This window comes from Streptomyces sp. NPDC006393 (assembly GCF_040628575.1).
In the GTDB taxonomy this organism is placed as follows: Bacteria; Actinomycetota; Actinomycetes; order Streptomycetales; family Streptomycetaceae; genus Streptomyces.
The window spans coordinates 208,657-225,820 of sequence record NZ_JBEXZD010000001.1 but is presented as its reverse complement, the minus strand read 5'-3'; the positions used below and the strand labels follow the sequence as shown (position 1 = coordinate 225,820).

General features: G+C 72.0%; 16 protein-coding genes and 1 tRNA gene. 3 read left to right on the top strand and 14 right to left on the bottom strand.

Translation table 11 applies throughout. The features are described from left to right. Positions 1-16: 16 nt before the first annotated feature. Genes ABZ484_RS00990 through ABZ484_RS00980 form a run of 3 tightly spaced genes read right to left on the bottom strand, consistent with a single transcriptional unit; the run spans position 17 to position 3,380 of the window. Positions 17-910, bottom strand: a complete 894-nt coding sequence (locus ABZ484_RS00990; protein ID WP_358863751.1) for an SDR family oxidoreductase — start codon at positions 908-910, stop codon at positions 17-19. Beyond that, positions 907-1,854 carry an alpha/beta hydrolase gene (locus ABZ484_RS00985; RefSeq protein ID WP_358863750.1) on the bottom strand — a complete coding sequence of 316 codons (948 nt, stop codon included), beginning with the start codon at positions 1,852-1,854 and terminating at the stop codon, positions 907-909. Before ABZ484_RS00985 ends, ABZ484_RS00990 begins: the two co-directional genes overlap by 4 nt. Continuing rightward, the gene (locus tag ABZ484_RS00980) at positions 1,851-3,380 is read right to left on the bottom strand and encodes an NAD(P)/FAD-dependent oxidoreductase (protein WP_358863749.1); all 1,530 of its coding nucleotides are present in this window, start codon (positions 3,378-3,380) and stop codon (positions 1,851-1,853) included. The genes ABZ484_RS00985 and ABZ484_RS00980 overlap by 4 nt, the downstream gene beginning before the upstream one ends. 158 nt (positions 3,381-3,538) lie before the next feature. On the opposite strand from ABZ484_RS00980, the gene ABZ484_RS00975 reads away from it, so the two are divergent. Then, a complete protein-coding gene (locus ABZ484_RS00975) occupies positions 3,539-4,180 on the top strand; it encodes a MerR family transcriptional regulator (protein WP_358863748.1) in 642 nt (213 codons plus the stop codon). A 22-nt stretch (positions 4,181-4,202) separates the two neighbouring features. Here ABZ484_RS00975 and ABZ484_RS00970 read toward each other — a convergent pair whose 3' ends face one another. After that, positions 4,203-5,006: an exodeoxyribonuclease III gene (locus ABZ484_RS00970; protein WP_358863747.1), complete on the bottom strand. Its 804-nt coding sequence runs from the start codon at positions 5,004-5,006 to the stop codon at positions 4,203-4,205. 105 nt (positions 5,007-5,111) lie between these two features. Here ABZ484_RS00970 and ABZ484_RS00965 point away from each other — a divergent pair, with 105 nt between their 5' ends. Further along, the gene (locus tag ABZ484_RS00965; RefSeq protein WP_358863746.1) at positions 5,112-5,588 is read left to right on the top strand and encodes a GNAT family N-acetyltransferase; all 477 of its coding nucleotides are present in this window, start codon (positions 5,112-5,114) and stop codon (positions 5,586-5,588) included. 13 nt (positions 5,589-5,601) lie between these two features. Here ABZ484_RS00965 and ABZ484_RS00960 read toward each other — a convergent pair whose 3' ends face one another. The 9 genes from ABZ484_RS00960 to galU all read right to left on the bottom strand — a co-directional run bounded on the left by ABZ484_RS00960 (position 5,602) and on the right by galU (position 12,944). Continuing rightward, complete coding sequence (locus tag ABZ484_RS00960; protein WP_358863745.1) at positions 5,602-6,351, bottom strand: glycosyltransferase; 750 nt, start codon at positions 6,349-6,351, stop codon at positions 5,602-5,604. Between the two features lie 8 nt (positions 6,352-6,359). Then, positions 6,360-6,980: a UTRA domain-containing protein gene (locus ABZ484_RS00955; RefSeq protein ID WP_358863744.1), complete on the bottom strand. Its 621-nt coding sequence runs from the start codon at positions 6,978-6,980 to the stop codon at positions 6,360-6,362. A gap of 102 nt (positions 6,981-7,082) precedes the next feature. Beyond that, positions 7,083-7,156: transfer RNA gene (locus tag ABZ484_RS00950), tRNA-Ala, on the bottom strand. Positions 7,157-7,248: 92 nt separating this feature from the next. Beyond that, positions 7,249-8,607, bottom strand: a complete 1,359-nt coding sequence (glpR, locus tag ABZ484_RS00945) for a gephyrin-like molybdotransferase receptor GlpR (RefSeq protein WP_358863743.1) — start codon at positions 8,605-8,607, stop codon at positions 7,249-7,251. A gap of 221 nt (positions 8,608-8,828) precedes the next feature. Further along, entirely contained in the window at positions 8,829-9,449 is a 621-nt protein-coding gene (locus ABZ484_RS00940) for a GNAT family protein (RefSeq protein ID WP_030163911.1), read from the bottom strand. Positions 9,450-9,469: 20 nt separating this feature from the next. Continuing rightward, entirely contained in the window at positions 9,470-10,012 is a 543-nt protein-coding gene (locus ABZ484_RS00935; RefSeq protein WP_358863742.1) for a MogA/MoaB family molybdenum cofactor biosynthesis protein, read from the bottom strand. Then, a complete protein-coding gene (moaC, locus tag ABZ484_RS00930) occupies positions 10,009-10,605 on the bottom strand; it encodes a cyclic pyranopterin monophosphate synthase MoaC (protein WP_358863741.1) in 597 nt (198 codons plus the stop codon). The genes ABZ484_RS00935 and moaC overlap by 4 nt, the downstream gene beginning before the upstream one ends. A gap of 85 nt (positions 10,606-10,690) precedes the next feature. After that, entirely contained in the window at positions 10,691-12,013 is a 1,323-nt protein-coding gene (gene glp / locus ABZ484_RS00925) for a gephyrin-like molybdotransferase Glp (RefSeq protein ID WP_358863740.1), read from the bottom strand. A gap of 4 nt (positions 12,014-12,017) precedes the next feature. Then, complete coding sequence (gene galU / locus ABZ484_RS00920) at positions 12,018-12,944, bottom strand: UTP--glucose-1-phosphate uridylyltransferase GalU (protein WP_358863739.1); 927 nt, start codon at positions 12,942-12,944, stop codon at positions 12,018-12,020. Positions 12,945-13,209: 265 nt separating this feature from the next. Here galU and ABZ484_RS00915 point away from each other — a divergent pair, with 265 nt between their 5' ends. Then, entirely contained in the window at positions 13,210-13,824 is a 615-nt protein-coding gene (locus ABZ484_RS00915; RefSeq protein WP_358863738.1) for a 5-formyltetrahydrofolate cyclo-ligase, read from the top strand. A 75-nt stretch (positions 13,825-13,899) separates the two neighbouring features. On the opposite strand, the gene ABZ484_RS00910 is transcribed toward ABZ484_RS00915, so the two are convergent. Continuing rightward, positions 13,900-16,758 carry a penicillin acylase family protein gene (locus tag ABZ484_RS00910; protein ID WP_358863737.1) on the bottom strand — a complete coding sequence of 953 codons (2,859 nt, stop codon included), beginning with the start codon at positions 16,756-16,758 and terminating at the stop codon, positions 13,900-13,902. Between the last annotated feature and the right edge of the window lie 406 nt (positions 16,759-17,164).

Here is a 17,164-nt window from a genome sequence, read left to right as displayed (position 1 = left end):
ACGCTGCGCATGTCGATCAGTGACGCTGCGTAGCACCAGTGGCCCGGTGTTGTTCGTCGGCGGCGCCGCCCGCGCCCACCAGACCGGTGCGCATCCCCGTCAGCCGGTCCGCGAACCGCCGCATCTCCCGCTGCCCCACCGTCCCGATGATCCCCGGCAGATACCCGCGCACGCCCTGCATCCCGCGCAGCCACCACTGCCCGTACACATGACTGGAGCGCCGCTCGACGCCGTCCACGATCCGGTCCACCGCCGGGCCCAGCGGATAGGTCTTGTTGGACGGCCACGGCAGCCGCTGCCGCAACTCCCGCATGACGTCGTCCTGGTCGGCCCCGCGCACCATGTCGGTGTCGGTCCACGACAGGTACGCCACGCCCACCCGCACGCCCTGGTGGCCGACTTCGGCGCGCAGGCTGTGCGCGTACGCCTCCACACCGGACTTGGACGCGCAGTACGCCGTCATCATCGGCGCCGGGGTGATCGCCGCCAGCGAGGCGATCTGCAGCAGATAGCCCCGGCTCTCGACGAGCGCGGGCAGGAACGCCCGGCCGGTGACCGCCGATCCGATCAGGTTCACCTCGATCACCCGCCGCCAGGACTCCGGGTCGGAGCCGGCGAACGGACCTCCGGTCGCCACACCGGCGTTGGCGACCACGATGTCGACCTTGCCGAACCGCTCCCTGACCTCCGCCGCCACCCGCGTCATCGCCTCGTGGTCGGTGACGTCGGCGTGCCAGTGGGCGCTCTCGCCGTGCAGCCGCTCCGAGAGCTGCTTGAGCGCGTCCGGTTCCAGACCGACCAGCGCGACCTTCGCGCCGCGCGCGGACAGTTTGCGCGCGAGCAGCTCGCCGACGCCCCGCGCGGCGCCCGTGACGACCGCGACCTGCCCCTCCAGACTCACCCTGCTCATGCGCTCTCCTCGACCTCGACCTCGGCGTGTGCGTGTACGTGCGCGCCCGCGTGTGCGGCGACCAGCGCGCGGATCTTCCCCGTGACCAGGTCGGGCGCCTCCACGGGCGTCATGTGGCCGATCCCGGGCAGCTCGGTCAGGCCGGCGCACTCCGGCAGCGCGGCGGCCAGCTCCCGCGCGTGCACCGGCGGCGTGAGCCGGTCGGCGGTGCCGGCGACGATCTCGGTGGGCACCCTCAACTCCCGTACGCCGTGGTCGAGGTCGAGCGTCTCCAGCACCCGCGACCAGGCGTGGCGGGCGGTGCGCGGACAGGCGTGCACGATCCGCGCGCACGCCTGGACCATGTCCGGCGCCGAACCGGGGCCCATCGTCCCGTACTTGAGGATTCGCAGCGCGAGCGGCGTGACCGGGCCGAGCGGGGCCCGCGAGCCGAGGATGTGCTTCGTCAGCCAGGTCCGCGGCCGTCCGGCCCGGATCGGTACGACCGTGGACCGCGCGACCAGCCGGGAACTGCCCGTGCTGCACAGCAGGACGGCCGCCGCGTGCTCGCGGAACGCCGGGCGCGCCGACGCCGCCATCACCGTCATGCCGCCCATGGAGTGCCCGGCGATCACCGCCCGCTCGCCGGGCGCGAGGGTGGCGTTCAGTACGGCTTCGAGGTCGTCGGCGAGGGCGTCGGTGCCGCAGGTCGCGCTCGCCGGGCTGCGGCCGTGGCCGCGCTGGTCGTAGGCGATGACGCGGTGGTCGGCGGACAGCGCCCGGATCTGCGCCGCCCAGAACGCGGTCGAGCAGGTCCAGCCGTGCGCGAGGACGACGGCCGGCGCGCCCTCCGGGCCGTGCACCTCGGCATGCAGGCGGGCGCCGTCGGCGGAGGTGACGGTGAGGACGCGGACCGGAACGGGCGGGGCGTAGGGGCCGGAGGAGACGTGGGCGAGGCGGCTCACGCGGTCACCTCCGCGGCCTCGTCGACCGGGGAGGCCGGAGAGGCCTTCGCCGTCGGTGGCCGCAGGACGGCGTACTCCGCGAGATCCACCTGGCGCGTGGCGCGCCGGAACTCGGTCGTGGTGCCGGGCCAGACGGTGGTGTTGCGGCCGTTCGCGTCCAGGTACCAGCTCGTGCAGCCGCCGGTGTTCCACACGGTGCGCTTCATGCGCTCCTGCACCTTGCGGTTCCAGGCGTTCACGGCGCTCGGGCGGGCGTCGAGGGCGACCCGGCCTCCCAGGACGTCCAACTGGCGCAGATAGTCGGCCATGTAGTTCAGCTGGGACTCGATCATCAGGATCATCGAGGAGTTGCCGAGGCCCGTGTTCGGGCCGATGATCGTCATCCAGTTCGGGAACCCGGCCGCGGACGCGCCGCGCAGCGCGGCCATGCCGTCCTTCCAGGTCTCGGCGAGCGTACGGCCGTCCGCGCCGACGACCCGCTCGGCGATCGGCATGTCGGTGACATGGAAGCCCGTACCGAAGATGATCGCGTCGACCTCGGCCTCGGTGCCGTCGGCGGCGACGACGGTGGACCCGCGGATCTCGCTGAGCCCGCCCGCGACGACGTCCACGTTGTCCTGCGCGAGCGCCGGGTAGTACGTGCTGGACAGCAGGATCCGCTTGCAGCCGATGCGGTAGTCCGGGGTGAGCTTGGCGCGCAGCGCCGGGTCCTTGATGGCGCGGGCCATGTTGCGCTTGGCCAGCTGCTCGACGAAGCCCAGTTCGCCCGGGTGTTTGGTGAAGGCCTGGACCTGCAACTCCCGTATGCCCCACAGCAGCCCGCGGCGCAGCCGGGTGGTCAGCGGCAGCGCGCGGTGCAGTGAGCGCTCGGCGCCGCTGATGGCGCGGTCCACGCGGGGCATCACCCACGGCGGGGTGCGCTGGAAGACGGTGAGGCGGGACACCTCGGGCTGGATGGACGGCACGATCTGGATGGCGGAGGCACCGGTGCCGACCATGGCGACCCGCTTGCCGGCGAGGTCGTAGTCGTGGTCCCAGCGGGCGGAGTGGAAGACCTTGCCGGGGAAGGACTCCAGGCCCGGGATGTCCGGGATCTTGGGGTCGGACAGCGGTCCGGTCGCGGAGACCACGACGTCGGCGGAGAGGTTCCCGGCGGTCGCCTCGATGTCCCAGCGCAGCAGCTCCGTGTTCCAGGTCATCTTCTTGACCTCGGAGTCGAAGCGGATGTGCGGACGGAGCCGGAAGACGTCGGCGACGTGCTCCAGGTAGGCGCGGATGTGGCGCTGCCCGGAGAAGGTGCGCGGCCAGTCGGGGTTGGGGGCGAAGGAGAAGGAGTAGAGGTGGGAGGGCACGTCGCAGGCGCACCCCGGATAGCTGTTGTCGCGCCAGGTGCCGCCGACGCTGTCGGCCCTCTCGAGGACGATGAAGTCGGTGATCCCCTCCCGGCGCAGCCGCACGGCGGCGCCCAGCCCGCCGAATCCGGAGCCGATCACCGCCACCCGCACGTGCTCGTGTTCGTGGGCCATCCCGAAGCCTCCGCGCATCGCTCTTGGACTCTGCCAGTGAATACTGGCGCAATGGGGAGAGTAGAGGAGCACCGTACTCATGGGTAGGGGGCGGGCGACGACGATTCACCTCAACGGCCGCCGCCGCGGGCACCCGGGGCACGACATAGGCTTCCCGTGTGGCAGAGAAGCGTGAATACCGCATGGAGGAGCTGGCGGAACTGGCCGGCATCACGGTGCGCACCCTGCGCTTCTACCGCGAACGCAAACTGATCCCGCCGCCCCGCCGCGAGGGCCGTATCGCCTGGTACGACGACCACCACCTGGCCCGCCTGCGCACCATCGCGGCCCTGCTGGAACGCGGCCACACCCTGAGCGGCATCGCGGAACTCGCCGAGGCCCTCGACCACGGCCGCGACGTCGCCGACGTCCTCGGCGTCGCCCCGACCGAGGAGGAACCGGTCCGCCTCACCCCCGAGGAACTCGCGGCCCGCTTCGAGGGCGAGGTCACCCCCGAGAACCTCGCCGCCGCCCTGGAACTGGGCTACCTCGGCACCGACGGCGACGAGATCGTCCACATCAGCCGCCGCCTCCTCGACGTCTCCTCCGCGCTGGTCCGCGAGGGCATCCCGCTCGCGGACGTACTCGCGGCCGCCGCCCGCGTCCGCGAACACGCCGACGCCCTCGCCGAGTTGTTCGCCGACCTGGTCCTGCGCCACGCCCCCGAGGAGGACCTCCACCGCCTGCGCCCCCTCGCCCGCAGCGTGGTGGAGGCAGAACTCTCCCTGGCCCTGGACCGGCGGCTGGACAAGCGCCGGTAGCGGCCGTCCGGCGAGCGACCGCCTAGTGGTCGTAGACCACCGTCACCGGCGCATGGTCCGACCAGCGCTCGGCGTGCGTGGCCGCACGTTCCACGTGCCCCTTGACGGCCTTGCCGGCCAGCCCGGGGGTCGCACAGTGGTAGTCGATCCTCCAGCCCGAGTCGTTGTCGAAGGCCCGCCCCCGATACGACCACCAGGTGTACGGCCCCTCGGTGTCCGGGTGCAGGGCGCGTACGACGTCGACGTAGCCGCCGTCCGCGGGGTCGAAGACGCGGGTCAGCCACGCGCGTTCCTCCGGCAGGAAGCCCGAGTTCTTGGTGTTGCCGCGCCAGTTCTTCAGGTCGGCCTGCTGGTGGGCGATGTTCCAGTCGCCGCAGACGAGGACCTCGCGGCCGTCGGCGGCGGCACGCTCGCGCAGTTCCTTGAGGTGGGCGAGGAACTCGCCCATGAAGCGGATCTTCTCGTCCTGGCGTTCGGTGCCGACCTCGCCGGAGGGGAGGTAGAGGGAGGCGACCGTCACACCCGGCAGGTCGGCCTCGACGTACCGCCCGCTGGTGTCGAACTCCGACGATCCGAAGCCCACCCGGACGCGGTCGGGTTCGCGGCGGGTGTAGAGCGAGACCCCCGCGCGGCCCTTGGCGGCGGCGGGTGCGTGCACGACGTGCCAGCCGTCGGGCGTGCGCACGTGCTCGGGCAGCTGCTGCGGCTCGGCGCGCACCTCCTGGAGGCACAGCACATCGGCCCCGGTCCCCGCGAGCCACTCCACGAAGCCCTTCTTCGCGGCGGCACGCAGTCCGTTCACATTGGCGGAGGTCACAGTCAGCACCCGGGCACTTTACCGGCACACTGGACGGGGTCCCGCAAGAGACCACCCGTGCACTCCCCCGTTGCCGACTCCCGCCGCCGCCTGCATTGATATACGGTGCCTATCATGATTATCCGCCCTGTGCCCTTCGACCACCCGGACGCCGTCAAGCTGAACGACGAGGTCCAGGCCGAGTACCACGTGCGCTACGGCGACGGCGGCGACGCGACGCCCCTGGACCCGGACGACTTCCGGCCGCCGAACGGCGTGTACCTGATCGCCTACGACGAGGACGGCACCCCCGTCGCCACGGGCGGCTGGCGCAGCCAGGACAAGAACCCCGAGGGCAACGAGGACGGCGACGCCGAACTGAAGCGGATGTACGTCATCGAGTCCATGCGCGGCCGGGGCCTGGCCCGCCGCATGCTCGCCGCGCTGGAGGCCGACGCGCGCGCCGCCGGCCGCGTCCGCATGGTCCTGGAGACCGGCGACCAGCAGCCGGAGGCGATCGCCCTGTACGCCTCCAGCGGCTACGAGCCGTGCGCCAAGTTCGGCTACTACCGCGAGTACGAGTCGAGCATGTGCTTCGCCAAGCCGCTGTAGCCGGGGGACGCGGTCAGGCCTGCCAGGTGCTGAGTCTGGCGAGGGCCTCGGCGCGGGACTCGATGATCTTCATGCGGGCGCGTCGTTCGGTGTCGCGGTGGTGTGCGCTCTGTGCGGTGCTCTGGCCGGGCCACTTGCGGTAGAGCAGTCCGCACTCGGCGATGAACCATCCGGTGCTGACCGCGTTCAGCGCCATCAGCAGGCCGGTGTCCTCGGACGAGGGAAGGGCCATCCATCCGCCGAGCGCCGTCACGAGGTCGCGCCGGGCGCACAGGGTGGCCGGGTGGACCTGGGCCCGGTAGTCGTGCGTACGCCATCGTTCGAGGACGGCGCCGCGTGCGAGGGGACCGGGCGGCGGGTCGCCGTCGAAACCGACGGTCGATCCGTCGGCGAGCAGGTCGAGCACGCGGGACGTCGTCCACGCGATGCCGTCGCGTCCGGTCAGGGTCGTGATGTCGCGGAGCAGTGCGCCGGGCGTGAGCATGTCGTCCGCGTCCAGCACCTTGACGAAGTCGCCCCGGGCTCGGGCGAGTGCCATGGTGCGGGCCATGCCGGCGCGTCCCTGCCTGCCCTGCTCGAAGCTGATGCGCGGGTCGTCGGGGACGTGCGGCCGTACGTCCCCGCTCTCGCCGTCCTCCTGGAGGACCCACTCCCAGTCCCAGCCGGGCGGCATCTCCTGCCGGGTGAGCGAGGCGTGGGCGTCCGCGAGGTAGGGGGCGCTGGGCCCGTGCACCGGAGTGATCACCGACACGATGTGCGTCAAGCGACCGGTCACCACCTTTCCAACGGGGTCACACACTTGACGGCGTAGCGGTCACCGGGCAGCACGACGTCCGCCACCTCCACGATCCGGCCGCCCATGTCGTGCAGGGTCTTGCGGACGTCCATCACCGCGACACCCGGCATCAGGCCGAGTTCCTCGGCCTCCTGAGCCGTGGGCGGACGCGCGGTCACGACCTCCTCGACCCGCCCGACCTCGATCCCCACCGTGAGGAGCTGGTGCATGGTCCCGCCGGGCCACGGTTCCCGGGTCTGGTCGAGCAGTTCGGGATTCTTCCGCGCGATCTCGTACGGGAGGTAGGACCGGGCTATGTTCAGCGGTGCGCGCTCGCCGGCCCGGCGCGTGCGGTACGTCCGCCTGAGGACGGCGGCGCCCGGCTCGATGCCCAGCGTCAGGGCGAGTTCCTCGGGCGCCTCGATCCGCTCGTACTCGGCGTGGAAGGCCAGTTGGCCGGTGCTCAGGCCGGTGTCCCGCTCGGTGGCGCCCCTGCTGCCGCGCTCCCTCAGGCCGGCGCGCGCCCGGTCCTTCTCCCACTGGTGACGCAGGTTGCACCGCTCGGCGCGCCGGCTCCGCCCGTGCACGAAGTCGACCTTCCCGTACCGCTTCGCCATCTGCGGCCTCCTCGGTCCACACCCTTCAGTGTGCCGTGCCTCACCGCCGTACGACATGTCAGAGCCCCGGTCGGTGATCACCGACCGGGGCTCCGAGCTGCGTGGACCTGAGGGGATTTGAACCCCTGGCCCCCTCGATGCGAACGAGGTGCGCTACCGGACTGCGCCACAGGCCCTTGCAACGAGTGAAACTCTAGCATCCCCGTCCGGGTGGTTGGAAATCCGTTCCCGGGCTGGTCAGCCGTGGGGCTCCCACGGGGTTCGTGGACTACTCGTTGGCCGCGCGCGGCCGCTCGCCGTCCTCGTACTGGTCGAACAGCGGGGTGCGGCCACGCTCGCGGGAGCGGCGGGCCGAGGCGGCGGAGCTCCCCCCGCGCGAGCGGCCTCGAGCCTGCGGGCGGGCGTCGCCGCGGCCTCCGGCGGGCGGGCGGTCCTCCTCGGGCGCCGGGGGTTCCTCCGCGGCGGAAGCCGCGTCCTCCTGCCCCGGCACCGCCGCGGACGACCGTGCCGAGCTCCAGGAGTCCGGTGTGCCCAGGTCCACGTCGGAGCTGGCGCGCGGGGCGACCGGTGCGGTGACGTACGTCGGCAACGGGACGGGCACCGGGTCCCAGCTGTCGCCGTGCCCGGGGCGCCGGCGGCGCTCGCGCTGCTGGTCCAGCCACTCCGCGTGGTCGGTCTGCTCGACCAGGGCGCGCCGGTCGGCGGCGAGCGCGGACAGTCCCTGATCCGCCTCCGGCTCACCCGCGGCCTCCGGCTCGTCCGCGTCCTCGTCCAGGGGGGCGCGCCGGCGCTGTGGGTGCCGGCTCTCCCGCAGCCGCTGCGCGGCGGCCTCGGCGCGGCGGCGGTCCATCTGGTACGCGAAGCGACGGCGCTCCTGGACGCGCAGATACGCGATGTACGCGCTGAGCAGGACGGCGGGCGCTCCGGGCGCCCACAGGAAGGCGAGGCCTCCGACGGCGGCGACGATCGCGCCCAGGGTGAAGGCGAGGAAGAGGACGACGGTGGTGCGCCGACGGCGCGCGAGAACCTTCGTCCGCCGGGCGCGCGCTGCGGCCGCCTCCGCGCCGGGCGCGCGCCGAGCCGCCGGGACGCGCCTGCGCGCGGGCGCGACGGCGGAACCCGATCCGGCCCCCGATCCGGCCCCCGGTCCGGACGCGGACGCCGGTACGGACGGCGCCACGGACGCCGATACCGACGGGGAGGCGGGCGCGGATGCCGGCGTGGTCGCGGGCGCGGGTTCGGACGTGGTGCCGGAGGCGGGCGGGGCCGCCGGTGACGTGGTCCGGGCCGCGGGCACGCCCGCACGGCCGCGACGGCCCCGCTCCGGGGCCTGCTCGGGTTCCTGCGCCCGGGTCGGGGGCATGGCGAAGGCCCGGACGTCCACCGAGTCGGTGACGGCGTCCGGGTCCACGGCGCTGGACTCCCCCTCCTCGGCGGAGCGCGCCCTGAGGTCCCTGGCGTACCGACGCTCCATGCCCGCCCGTCCGGACAGCAGCCGGATGGCGGTGCTGAAGCGTTCCGTCGGACGGGCCTCGTTCAGCTCGTCCTGCCTACGGAGCCACATGGGCACCAAGTAGGCGGCCCAGGCCCCGACAATGACTGCGTAGATGAGGCCGCTGCTGCTCACGTCTCACACGGTAGAGGGGTTGGCGTGAGGCCATCCGCCAATTGGGCCGGTGTGTCGCACGATCTGGCTGATATTTCGAACTTTTTTTGTGACCGATGCGATCAGCAAGCCGTCAAGCCCGTGAATTCAATGCCACCCGCACGATCACCCATCGATCATTTTCGAACATTCATTCAATTTCCAAGGGGAGCCGGCCCGGATTACTCGCGGTTACGCCGCTTCTACTCGCTGTTCTGCCGGGCGTTCTGCGGGTTGCGGGGGCGGGTCCGCCGCCAGCGGCTCAGCAGCCCTTCGGGCACCTCCTCCGCGGTGAGCGCGAAGACCAGGTGATCGCGCCAGGCCCCGTCAATGTGCAGATAACGCGGCCTGAGGCCCTCCTCGCGGAATCCGAGTTTCTCCACCACCCGGCGGCTCGGCCCGTTCTCGGGGCGAATGCAGACCTCGATGCGGTGCAGTCCGACGGTGCGGAAACAGTGGTCCACGACGAGCGCCACCGCCGTCGGCACCACCCCGCGCCCGGCCACCGCCTCGTCCACCCAGTAGCCGATGTGGCCCGAGCACATCGAGCCCCAGGTGATTCCGGCGACCGTCAACTGCCCGACCAGGCGCCCCTGGTACTCGATGACGAACGGCAGCATCCGCCCCGCGTTCGCCTCGGACCGCAGGTGCCGCACCATCTGGCGGTAGGTCGGCCGATGCGCGATCGGCCCGCTGGGCGTGGGTGGCGGAATGGTCGCCTCCCACGGCCTGAGCCAGTCCCGGTTGCGCCGGTTCACCTCGCGCCAGGCCCGCTGGTCGCGCAGCTTTATCGGCCGGAGGACGACATCGCCCTCCGCGAGCACGACGGGCCAGGATGGGCTGTTCAGCTCGCACCCCCACTGCCGGCACCGGGTCTGGGATGGTCGCCGCCGCGCAGCTGGTCGACGGCGTGCGTCAACAGCGGCTCCAGCACGGCCAGTCCGTCCCTCACCCCGCCGGAAGAGCCCGGCAGGTTGACGATCAGCGTCCCCCCGGCCACCCCGGCCAGTCCCCGGGAGAGCGCCGCCGTCGGCACCTTCTCCCGTCCGAACGCCCGGATGGCCTCCGCGATGCCCGGCACCTCGTGGTCGATCACCCGGCGGGTGGCCTCGGGGGTGCGGTCGGTGGGTGAGATGCCGGTGCCCCCGGTGGTGACGACGACGTCGTACCCGGCCTCGACGGCGGCGCGCAGCTCGGCCTCCACCGGGTCGCCGTCCGGCACGACCCGCGGACCGTCCACGGCGAAGCCGAAACGCCTGAGGCCGTCGGCGATCAGCGGGCCGCCCTTGTCCTCGTAGACCCCGGCCGCGGCCCGGTTGGAGGCGGTGACCACCAGGGCGCTGTACGGCGCGAGCAGTGCGCCCCCGGCCCCTGCGTCCAGCGTCATGACCGGCTCCAGTCGCCCGACTTGCCGCCCGTCTTCTCCTCCACCCGCACGTCCGTGATGACCGCCCCCTTGTCGACCGCTTTGACCATGTCGATCACGGTGAGCGCGGCGACCGAGACCGCGGTGAGCGCCTCCATCTCCACGCCCGTGCGGTCCGTCGTCCTCACGGTGGCCGTGATCTCCACGGCGTCGTCCGCGACCGACAGGTCCAGTTTCACACCCGACACCGACAACGGGTGGCACAGCGGGATGAGGTCCGGGGTGCGCTTGGCGCCCATGATCCCGGCGATCCGCGCGGTGGCGAGGGCGTCGCCCTTGGGAACGCCCTCGCCGCGCAGCAGCTCCACCACGCGCGGCGAGACGAGGACACGGCCACTGGCGCGGGCGGTGCGCGCGGTCACCTCCTTGCCGGACACGTCGACCATGCGGGCGGCGCCCGCGTCGTCGATGTGCGTCAGTCGGTCCTGCGCGGCCTCCTGTGCGCGGCCTTGCGCGTCGTCCTGCGGGACCTCCTGTGCGCGCTCCCGCGCGACGTCCTGTGCGCGGCTGTGCGCGGAGGGTCCGGGGGTCTCCCCCCGGGAAGGCGTAGTCATGCTCTGTGGCGCTCCCGGTCCGGGCCCGGCGCGGTGCGGCGCGCGGGCCTGCTGTGCGCGACACGGTACCGCCAACCAGCGCCGGTCAGCCGAGGAGGACCACCTCGACCTCGTCGCCGGGCGCCACCGACTCGACGTCCTCGGGCACGACGATGAGGGCGTCGGCCTGCGCGAGGGCGGCGATCAGATGGGAGCCGCTGCCCCCGACCGGGGTCACCTCGCCGTCGGCGTACGTCCCGCGCAGGAACTGCCTGCGGCCCTTCGGGGAGCTCAGCGCCTTCTCCGTCGTCAGCGTCGCCCGGGCCCTCGGCCGGTGGACGTCCTGAAGGCCCATCAGGGTGCGGATGGCGGGCCGGACGAACAGCTCGAAGGACACGTACGACGACACCGGGTTGCCGGGCAGCGCCAGCAACGGGATGTGCTCTCGGCCGATGGTGCCGAAGCCCTGCGGCTTGCCCGGCTGCATGGCGAGCTTGCGGAACTCCACCCCGCCGCCCGGCACGTCCTCGTCGCCGACGTGCGACAGCGCCTCCTTGACCACGTCGTACGCCCCGACGCTCACCCCGCCGGTGGTGACCATCAGGTCGGCGCGGACGAGCTGGTCCTCGATGGTGGACCGCAGGACGTCGGCGTCGTCGGCGACGGCGCCCACCCGGTAGGCGATGGCACCGGCGTCCCGGGCCGCCGCGGTCAGGGCGAAGCTGTTGGAGTCGTAGATCTGGCCGTTGCGCAGCTGCTCGTCGGGCTGGACGAGCTCGCTGCCGGTGGACAGCACCACCACGCGCGGGCGCGGGCGCACCCGGACCGTGCCCCGGCCGATCGCGGCGAGCAGCGCGATCTGCGGCGGTCCGAGGACCGTGCCGGCCTCCAGGGCGAGGTCGCCGGCCTTCACGTCGCTGCCCTTGGCGCGCACGTGCGCGCGTGCCTCGGCCGGCCGGTACACGCGCACCTGGCCGGTGGCGCCCTCCGGGGACAGGCTGCGGGCGCGCATCCCGCTGACCGGGCCCTCGCCGAGCCCGCCGTCGGTCCACTCCACGGGCACGACCGTCTCGGCGCCGGGCGGCAGCGGGGCGCCGGTCATGATCCGGGCGGCCTGACCGGGGCCCACGCGGATCAGGTCGGCCGCGCCCGCGGCGACATCCCCGACGACCTCCAGCGCGGCCGGGAACTCCTCGCTCGCGCCCGAGACGTCAGCGACCCGCACCGCGTACCCGTCCATGGAGCTGTTGTCGAAGGGCGGCAGTGACAGCGGCACCATGACGTCCTCGACGAGGACGCAGCCCTGGGCGTCGAGCAGCTGGAGCTCGATGGGGTCCAGGGGCCGCACGGTGGTGAGGACGTCGTCCAGGTGCTCGTCCACCGACCACAGGCGGTCCGGTTCCGTGGTGTGGTGCCCGCCGCTGCTCAACTCGTCACATCTCCTCGGCCACGTACCGCTTCAGCCAGGCCCTGAAGTCGGGGCCCAGGTCCTCACGTTCGCACGCGAGCCGGACAATGGCACGCAGGTAGTCGCCGCGGTCGCCGGTGTCGTAGCGGCGGCCCTTGAAGACGACGCCGTGCACCGGGCCGCCGACGCCCCCCGCGGCAGTGGCCGCCGTCGAATGCGCCTCGGCGAGCTTCTGCAAAGCGTCGGTGAGCTGGATCTCGCCACCGCGGCCCGGCTCCGTCTCGCGGAGTATGGCGAAGATGTGCGGGTCGAGGACGTAGCGGCCGATGACCGCGTAGTGCGAGGGGGCCTCCGCCGGGCTCGGCTTCTCGACCAGGCCGGTCACCTGGACCACGTCGCTGTCCTGGGTGGCCTCCACGGCCGCGCAGCCGTAGAGGTGGACCTGCTCGGGGGCGACCTCCATGAGGGCGACGACGCTGCCGCCGTAGGTCTCCTGCACCTCGATCATCCGCTGGAGCAGCGGGTCGCGCGGGTCGATCAGGTCGTCGCCGAGCAGCACGGCGAACGGTTCGTGACCGACGTGCGGGGCGGCGCAGAGCACCGCGTGGCCCAGGCCCCTGGGGTCGCCCTGGCGGACGTAGTGCATCGTCGCGAGGTCGCTGGACTCCTGGACCTTGACGAGCCGCTCGGCATCGCCCTTCTTCTCCAGGGCGGACTCCAGCTCGTAGTTGCGGTCGAAGTGGTCCTCGAGGGGGCGCTTGTTGCGGCCCGTCACCATGAGGACGTCGTCGAGGCCCGCGGAGACGGCCTCCTCGACCACGTACTGGATCGCCGGCTTGTCCACGACCGGCAGCATCTCCTTGGGCGTGGCCTTGGTGGCCGGCAGGAAGCGGGTGCCCAGGCCTGCCGCGGGGATGACGGCCTTGCTGATCCGGGGAGGCGACTGACTCATGCCCGCAACCTTATCCGCCGCTCCGACCGCCTTTGCGCGGGCTCCGGGGTTCCGGTTCGTCGATTCGCACAGGAACGGCACACGTGCCGCACAGCGGCACACGGGACGCACGGAACGCACGAAACGCACGGAACGAACGCACGCGACACTGGAACGGACGCGCCTCCGGGACGCCTCCAGGGAGCCCCGCAGGGAGCCCCGCTGGGGTGCTCCGCAAGGATGGGCGATCGGGCGCTCAGGACTCGAGAAAGGTGCGGAAGCGGACTTGGCTGAGATCGGACGGACGACGGGGCCCGCCAAGCGGACGGTGCGGCGGGAGTTCCTGGCGGCGAGGGACGGGCTGACGGCGGACGAGCTGCGCCGGGCGGCGTCGGCGCTGGCCCGGCGCGCGCTGGAGCTGCCCGAGCTGGCGCGGGCGCGCACGGTGGCCGCGTACGTCTCCGTGGGCACCGAGCCGGGCACCCTCGCGCTGCTCGACGCGCTGCGCGCGCGGGACGTCCGCGTCCTGCTGCCCGCCCTGCTGCCCGACAACGACCTGGACTGGGGCGTCTACGCCGGGGAGGGCTCCCTCGCGCGCGTTCGGCACGGCGGCAGGATGGCGCTGTGGGAGCCGGCCGGGGAGCGCCTCGGCCCGGACGCCGTGGCGGCCGCCGACGTCGTCCTGCTGCCCGGCCTCGCCGTCGACGCGCGCGGGATGCGGCTGGGGCGCGGCGGCGGCTCCTACGACCGTGTCCTGGCCCGTCTGGAGCGGGCGGGCGCACACCCCGCGCTCGTGGTCCTGCTGTACGACTTCGAGGTCGTCGGCCAGGTGCCGAAGGAGCCGCACGACCGGCCGGTGCACGCGGTGGTGACGCCGTCGGGAGTGCGCCGCTTCATCTGAAGCCCGAAGCCGTACGGACGGCGAAGGCCCTCCACGCGCGCGTGGAGGGCCTTCGTCAGCCTGCGGGCCGCCGGGTCACGGCTTGAGCACCAGCGTGTCCCTCGTGTCCTTCTCGACCGCGTTCGCCGAGAACGACCACGGCAGCAGCTCGCCGTTGGCCCACTTGCCCGTCTGGTCGGTGTAGTGGGCGCTGAAGGCGTGACCGGAGGCGCCGGTGAGGTTGATCCACTTGGACTTGTCGAGGTCGGCGAGGTTGACCACCATCCGCATGGACGGCACCCACACCACGTTGTAGCCGCCGGCCGCGTTCCACCCGGAGGCGTTGACCGCGGCCTCGCCGCCGCTGAGCTTCCAGGGGCCCCGGTTCAGGACGTACTTCAGGAAGCCGGGTCCCTCGGTGCCCAGGGTCTGGTTCTTCAGGAACAGGCGGTGCAGCCGGCCCCAGCTCCAGGTGTCGATGTCCTTGCCGAGCTTGGCGGTCAGCTCCCAGCGGGCGTCGATCATGGCGCGCTCGAACAGCTCGTCGCGGTTGTCGGCCTTGGGCCGGCCGTAGCCCGAGGCGGGCGCCTTCCACCAGTCGCTGTTCGGGTCGTCCACGAGGTTGCGGACCACCTCGAACCAGCGGTCGCCGCCGTCCGGCTGCGCCTGGTCGGCGTCCCGCTCGCCGCACTCGCGGACCTTGGTGGCCTCGTCGACCGGGCCGGTGTTGTCGGCCGGCTCCACCCACAGGCACTGGCCCTTGACCCGCAGCTCCTTGGGCAGCTTGTTGCCGAAGGCGAGCTTGAGGATGTTGCGCCAGACCGCGTTGAAGTAGGCGGCCGCCGCCGAGTCCGCGTCCTGGGTGTAGTCCCAGCCCTCCAGGAGCTTCTGCGCCCGGCGGACGTCCTTGTCGCCGATGTCGATCTTCAGCAGCATGGGCACCAGCAGCTTGGCGATCTCGCTGCTGTCGTCCGTCTGCATCTGCCGCATGTCGTCGGTGGAGATCTTGCCGCCGCCGTCGATCTTCGACTGGATCAGGTCGGTGATGCGCTGGCTGCGGGTGCCGTAGCCCCAGTCCGTGGTGAGCGTGTACGGGTAGTCGTCCGGGCCGACGACGGCCTGGTTGGCGGTGACGATGTAGCCGCGCTTGGGGTTGTACTCGTAGGGCAGCTCGTCCTGCTTCAGGTAGCCGGTCCAGTCGTACCTGGAGTCCCAGCCCGGCGCGGGGACGGAGCCGTCGTCGTTCTTCGCGCGCGTGGGGATGCGGCCGGGCAGCGTGTAGCCGATGTTGTTCTCGGTGTCCGCGTAGATCAGGTTCTGCGAGGGCACGTCGAACTTCTCGGCCGCCGTCCGGAAGCCGGCGAAGTCCTTGGCGCGGTCGAGGGCGAAGACGGCGTCCATGGTGGTGCCCGGTTGAAGCGCGGTCCACTTCAGGGCCACGGCGTAACCGTCGCCGCGGTCCGGTGCCGCCGTGTTGACCTGGGCCTTCTTGCCGACCTTGACCAGCTCGTCGTCGCGGTCGGACAGCAGGGGCATGCCGTCCTCGGTCTGGCGGACCACGATCTTCTTGGACGCGCCGCCGGCGACCTTGATGGTCTCCTCACGGCTCCGGAAGGGCACCGTCTTGTCGTCGCGCAGGTAGCCGTCGCCGCTGAGCTTCTCCAGGTACAGGTCGGTGACGTCGACACCGGAGTTGGTCATGCCCCAGGCGATGTTCTGGTTGTGGCCGATGATCACGCCGGGCATGCCCGCGAAGGTGTAGCCGGTGACGTCGTACGGGCACGCGGCGGACACCGAGCGGCAGTGCAGGCCCATCTGGTACCAGACGCCCGGCAGCGAGGGCGACAGGTGCGGGTCGTTGGCGAGCAGCGGCTTGCCGGTGATGGTGTACTTCCCGGACACCACCCAGGAGTTGGAGCCGATGCCGTCGCCGTTCACGCCGACGGCGGTCGGCAGGTTCTGCATGACGTTGCGCAGGCCCATGAGCTGGCTCTGCACGCCGGAGGTGCCGGAGGTGGAGGACCCGCCCGTCGTGGCCGGGGTGCCGCCCGCGGTGCCGGTGGTGCCGGCCGTCGTCCCGGTCGTGCCGGTGGTGCCGGTGGTTCCCGTCGAGGTACCGGTGGTACCGGTCGTCGTCCCGGTGGTGCCGCTCGTGCTGTCGCCACCGCTCGCCTCGAACGCCTCGGCGAGCTCGTCGTACTGGCCCTGCGTGACGATCGGCTTGTTCCGGCTGTAGGGGTAGTCCGGGTAGAGGTCCTTGATCTGCTTGGGGCCGAGGCGGCTGGTCATCAGGGCGCGGTCGATCTCGTCCTGCATGTTGCCGCGCAGGTCCCAGGCCATCGCCTTCAGCCAGGAGACCGAGTCGACCGGGGTCCACTTCCCGGGCTTGTAGTCGTTGGTGAAGCCCAGGGCCGCGTACTCCAGGGAGATGTCCTTGGCGTTCCGGCCCTCGAGGTAGGCGTTGACGCCCTGGGAGTACGCCTGGAGGTACTTCTTGGTGGAGGCCGACAGCTTCTTGTCGTACTCCTCCTCGGCGACCTTGTCCCAGCCCAGGGTGCGCAGGAACGCGTCGTTGTCGACCTGGCTCTTGCCGAACATCTCCGACAGTCGCCCGGAGGTCATGTGCCGGCGCACGTCCATCTCGTAGAACCGGTCCTGGGCCTGGACGTAGCCCTGCGCCATGAACAGGTCCTCGGCCGAGGAGGCGTAGATCTGCGGGATGCCGTAGCCGTCCCGCTTGACGTCGACCGGGCCCGACAGGCCCTGGAGCGTGATCGAGCCCTTGGTCTGCGGGAAGGAGGCGCGGACGGTGCTGATGGACCAGTAGGCCCCGTAGGCGATGCCGCCGATGATGGCCAGCACCAGGACGAGCACGACGAGTCGGGCTTTTCGCCCCTTCTTCCTGCCGGACTTGCCGGGCTTGTCACCCGTTGAGGCGGTGGTGTTGGGGGGCATCGCTGTCCTTGCTGTCCTAACGCGAGCGGCAGGCGGTACTGGAGTGCTGGAGCAACCATAGGCGCAGGGGCCGGTATCACTTGACGCGGAGTCGGGTCCAAGCGCGGACGAACGTTCGATCTCGGCCCTTCGAGTGTCAAGAAAGCGTCAAGAGTTAGGTAAGGTAACGAAGTAATCGGGGGCTCGGCGCACCGGAGCACCGGAGTGCCGGACGCCGGAGAGCCCGAGGCCGGAGAGTCCGGAAGACCGGAGAGCCGAAGGGCTGGAGAGCCGGAAGGCCGGAGAGCCGAAGGGCTGGAAAGCCGAAGTGCTGGAGAGCCGGAAGGCCGGAGAGCCGAAGGGCTGGAAAGCCGAAGGGCTGGAGAGCCGGAAGGCCGAGAGGTCCCGATCGGAGAACTCGGAACGC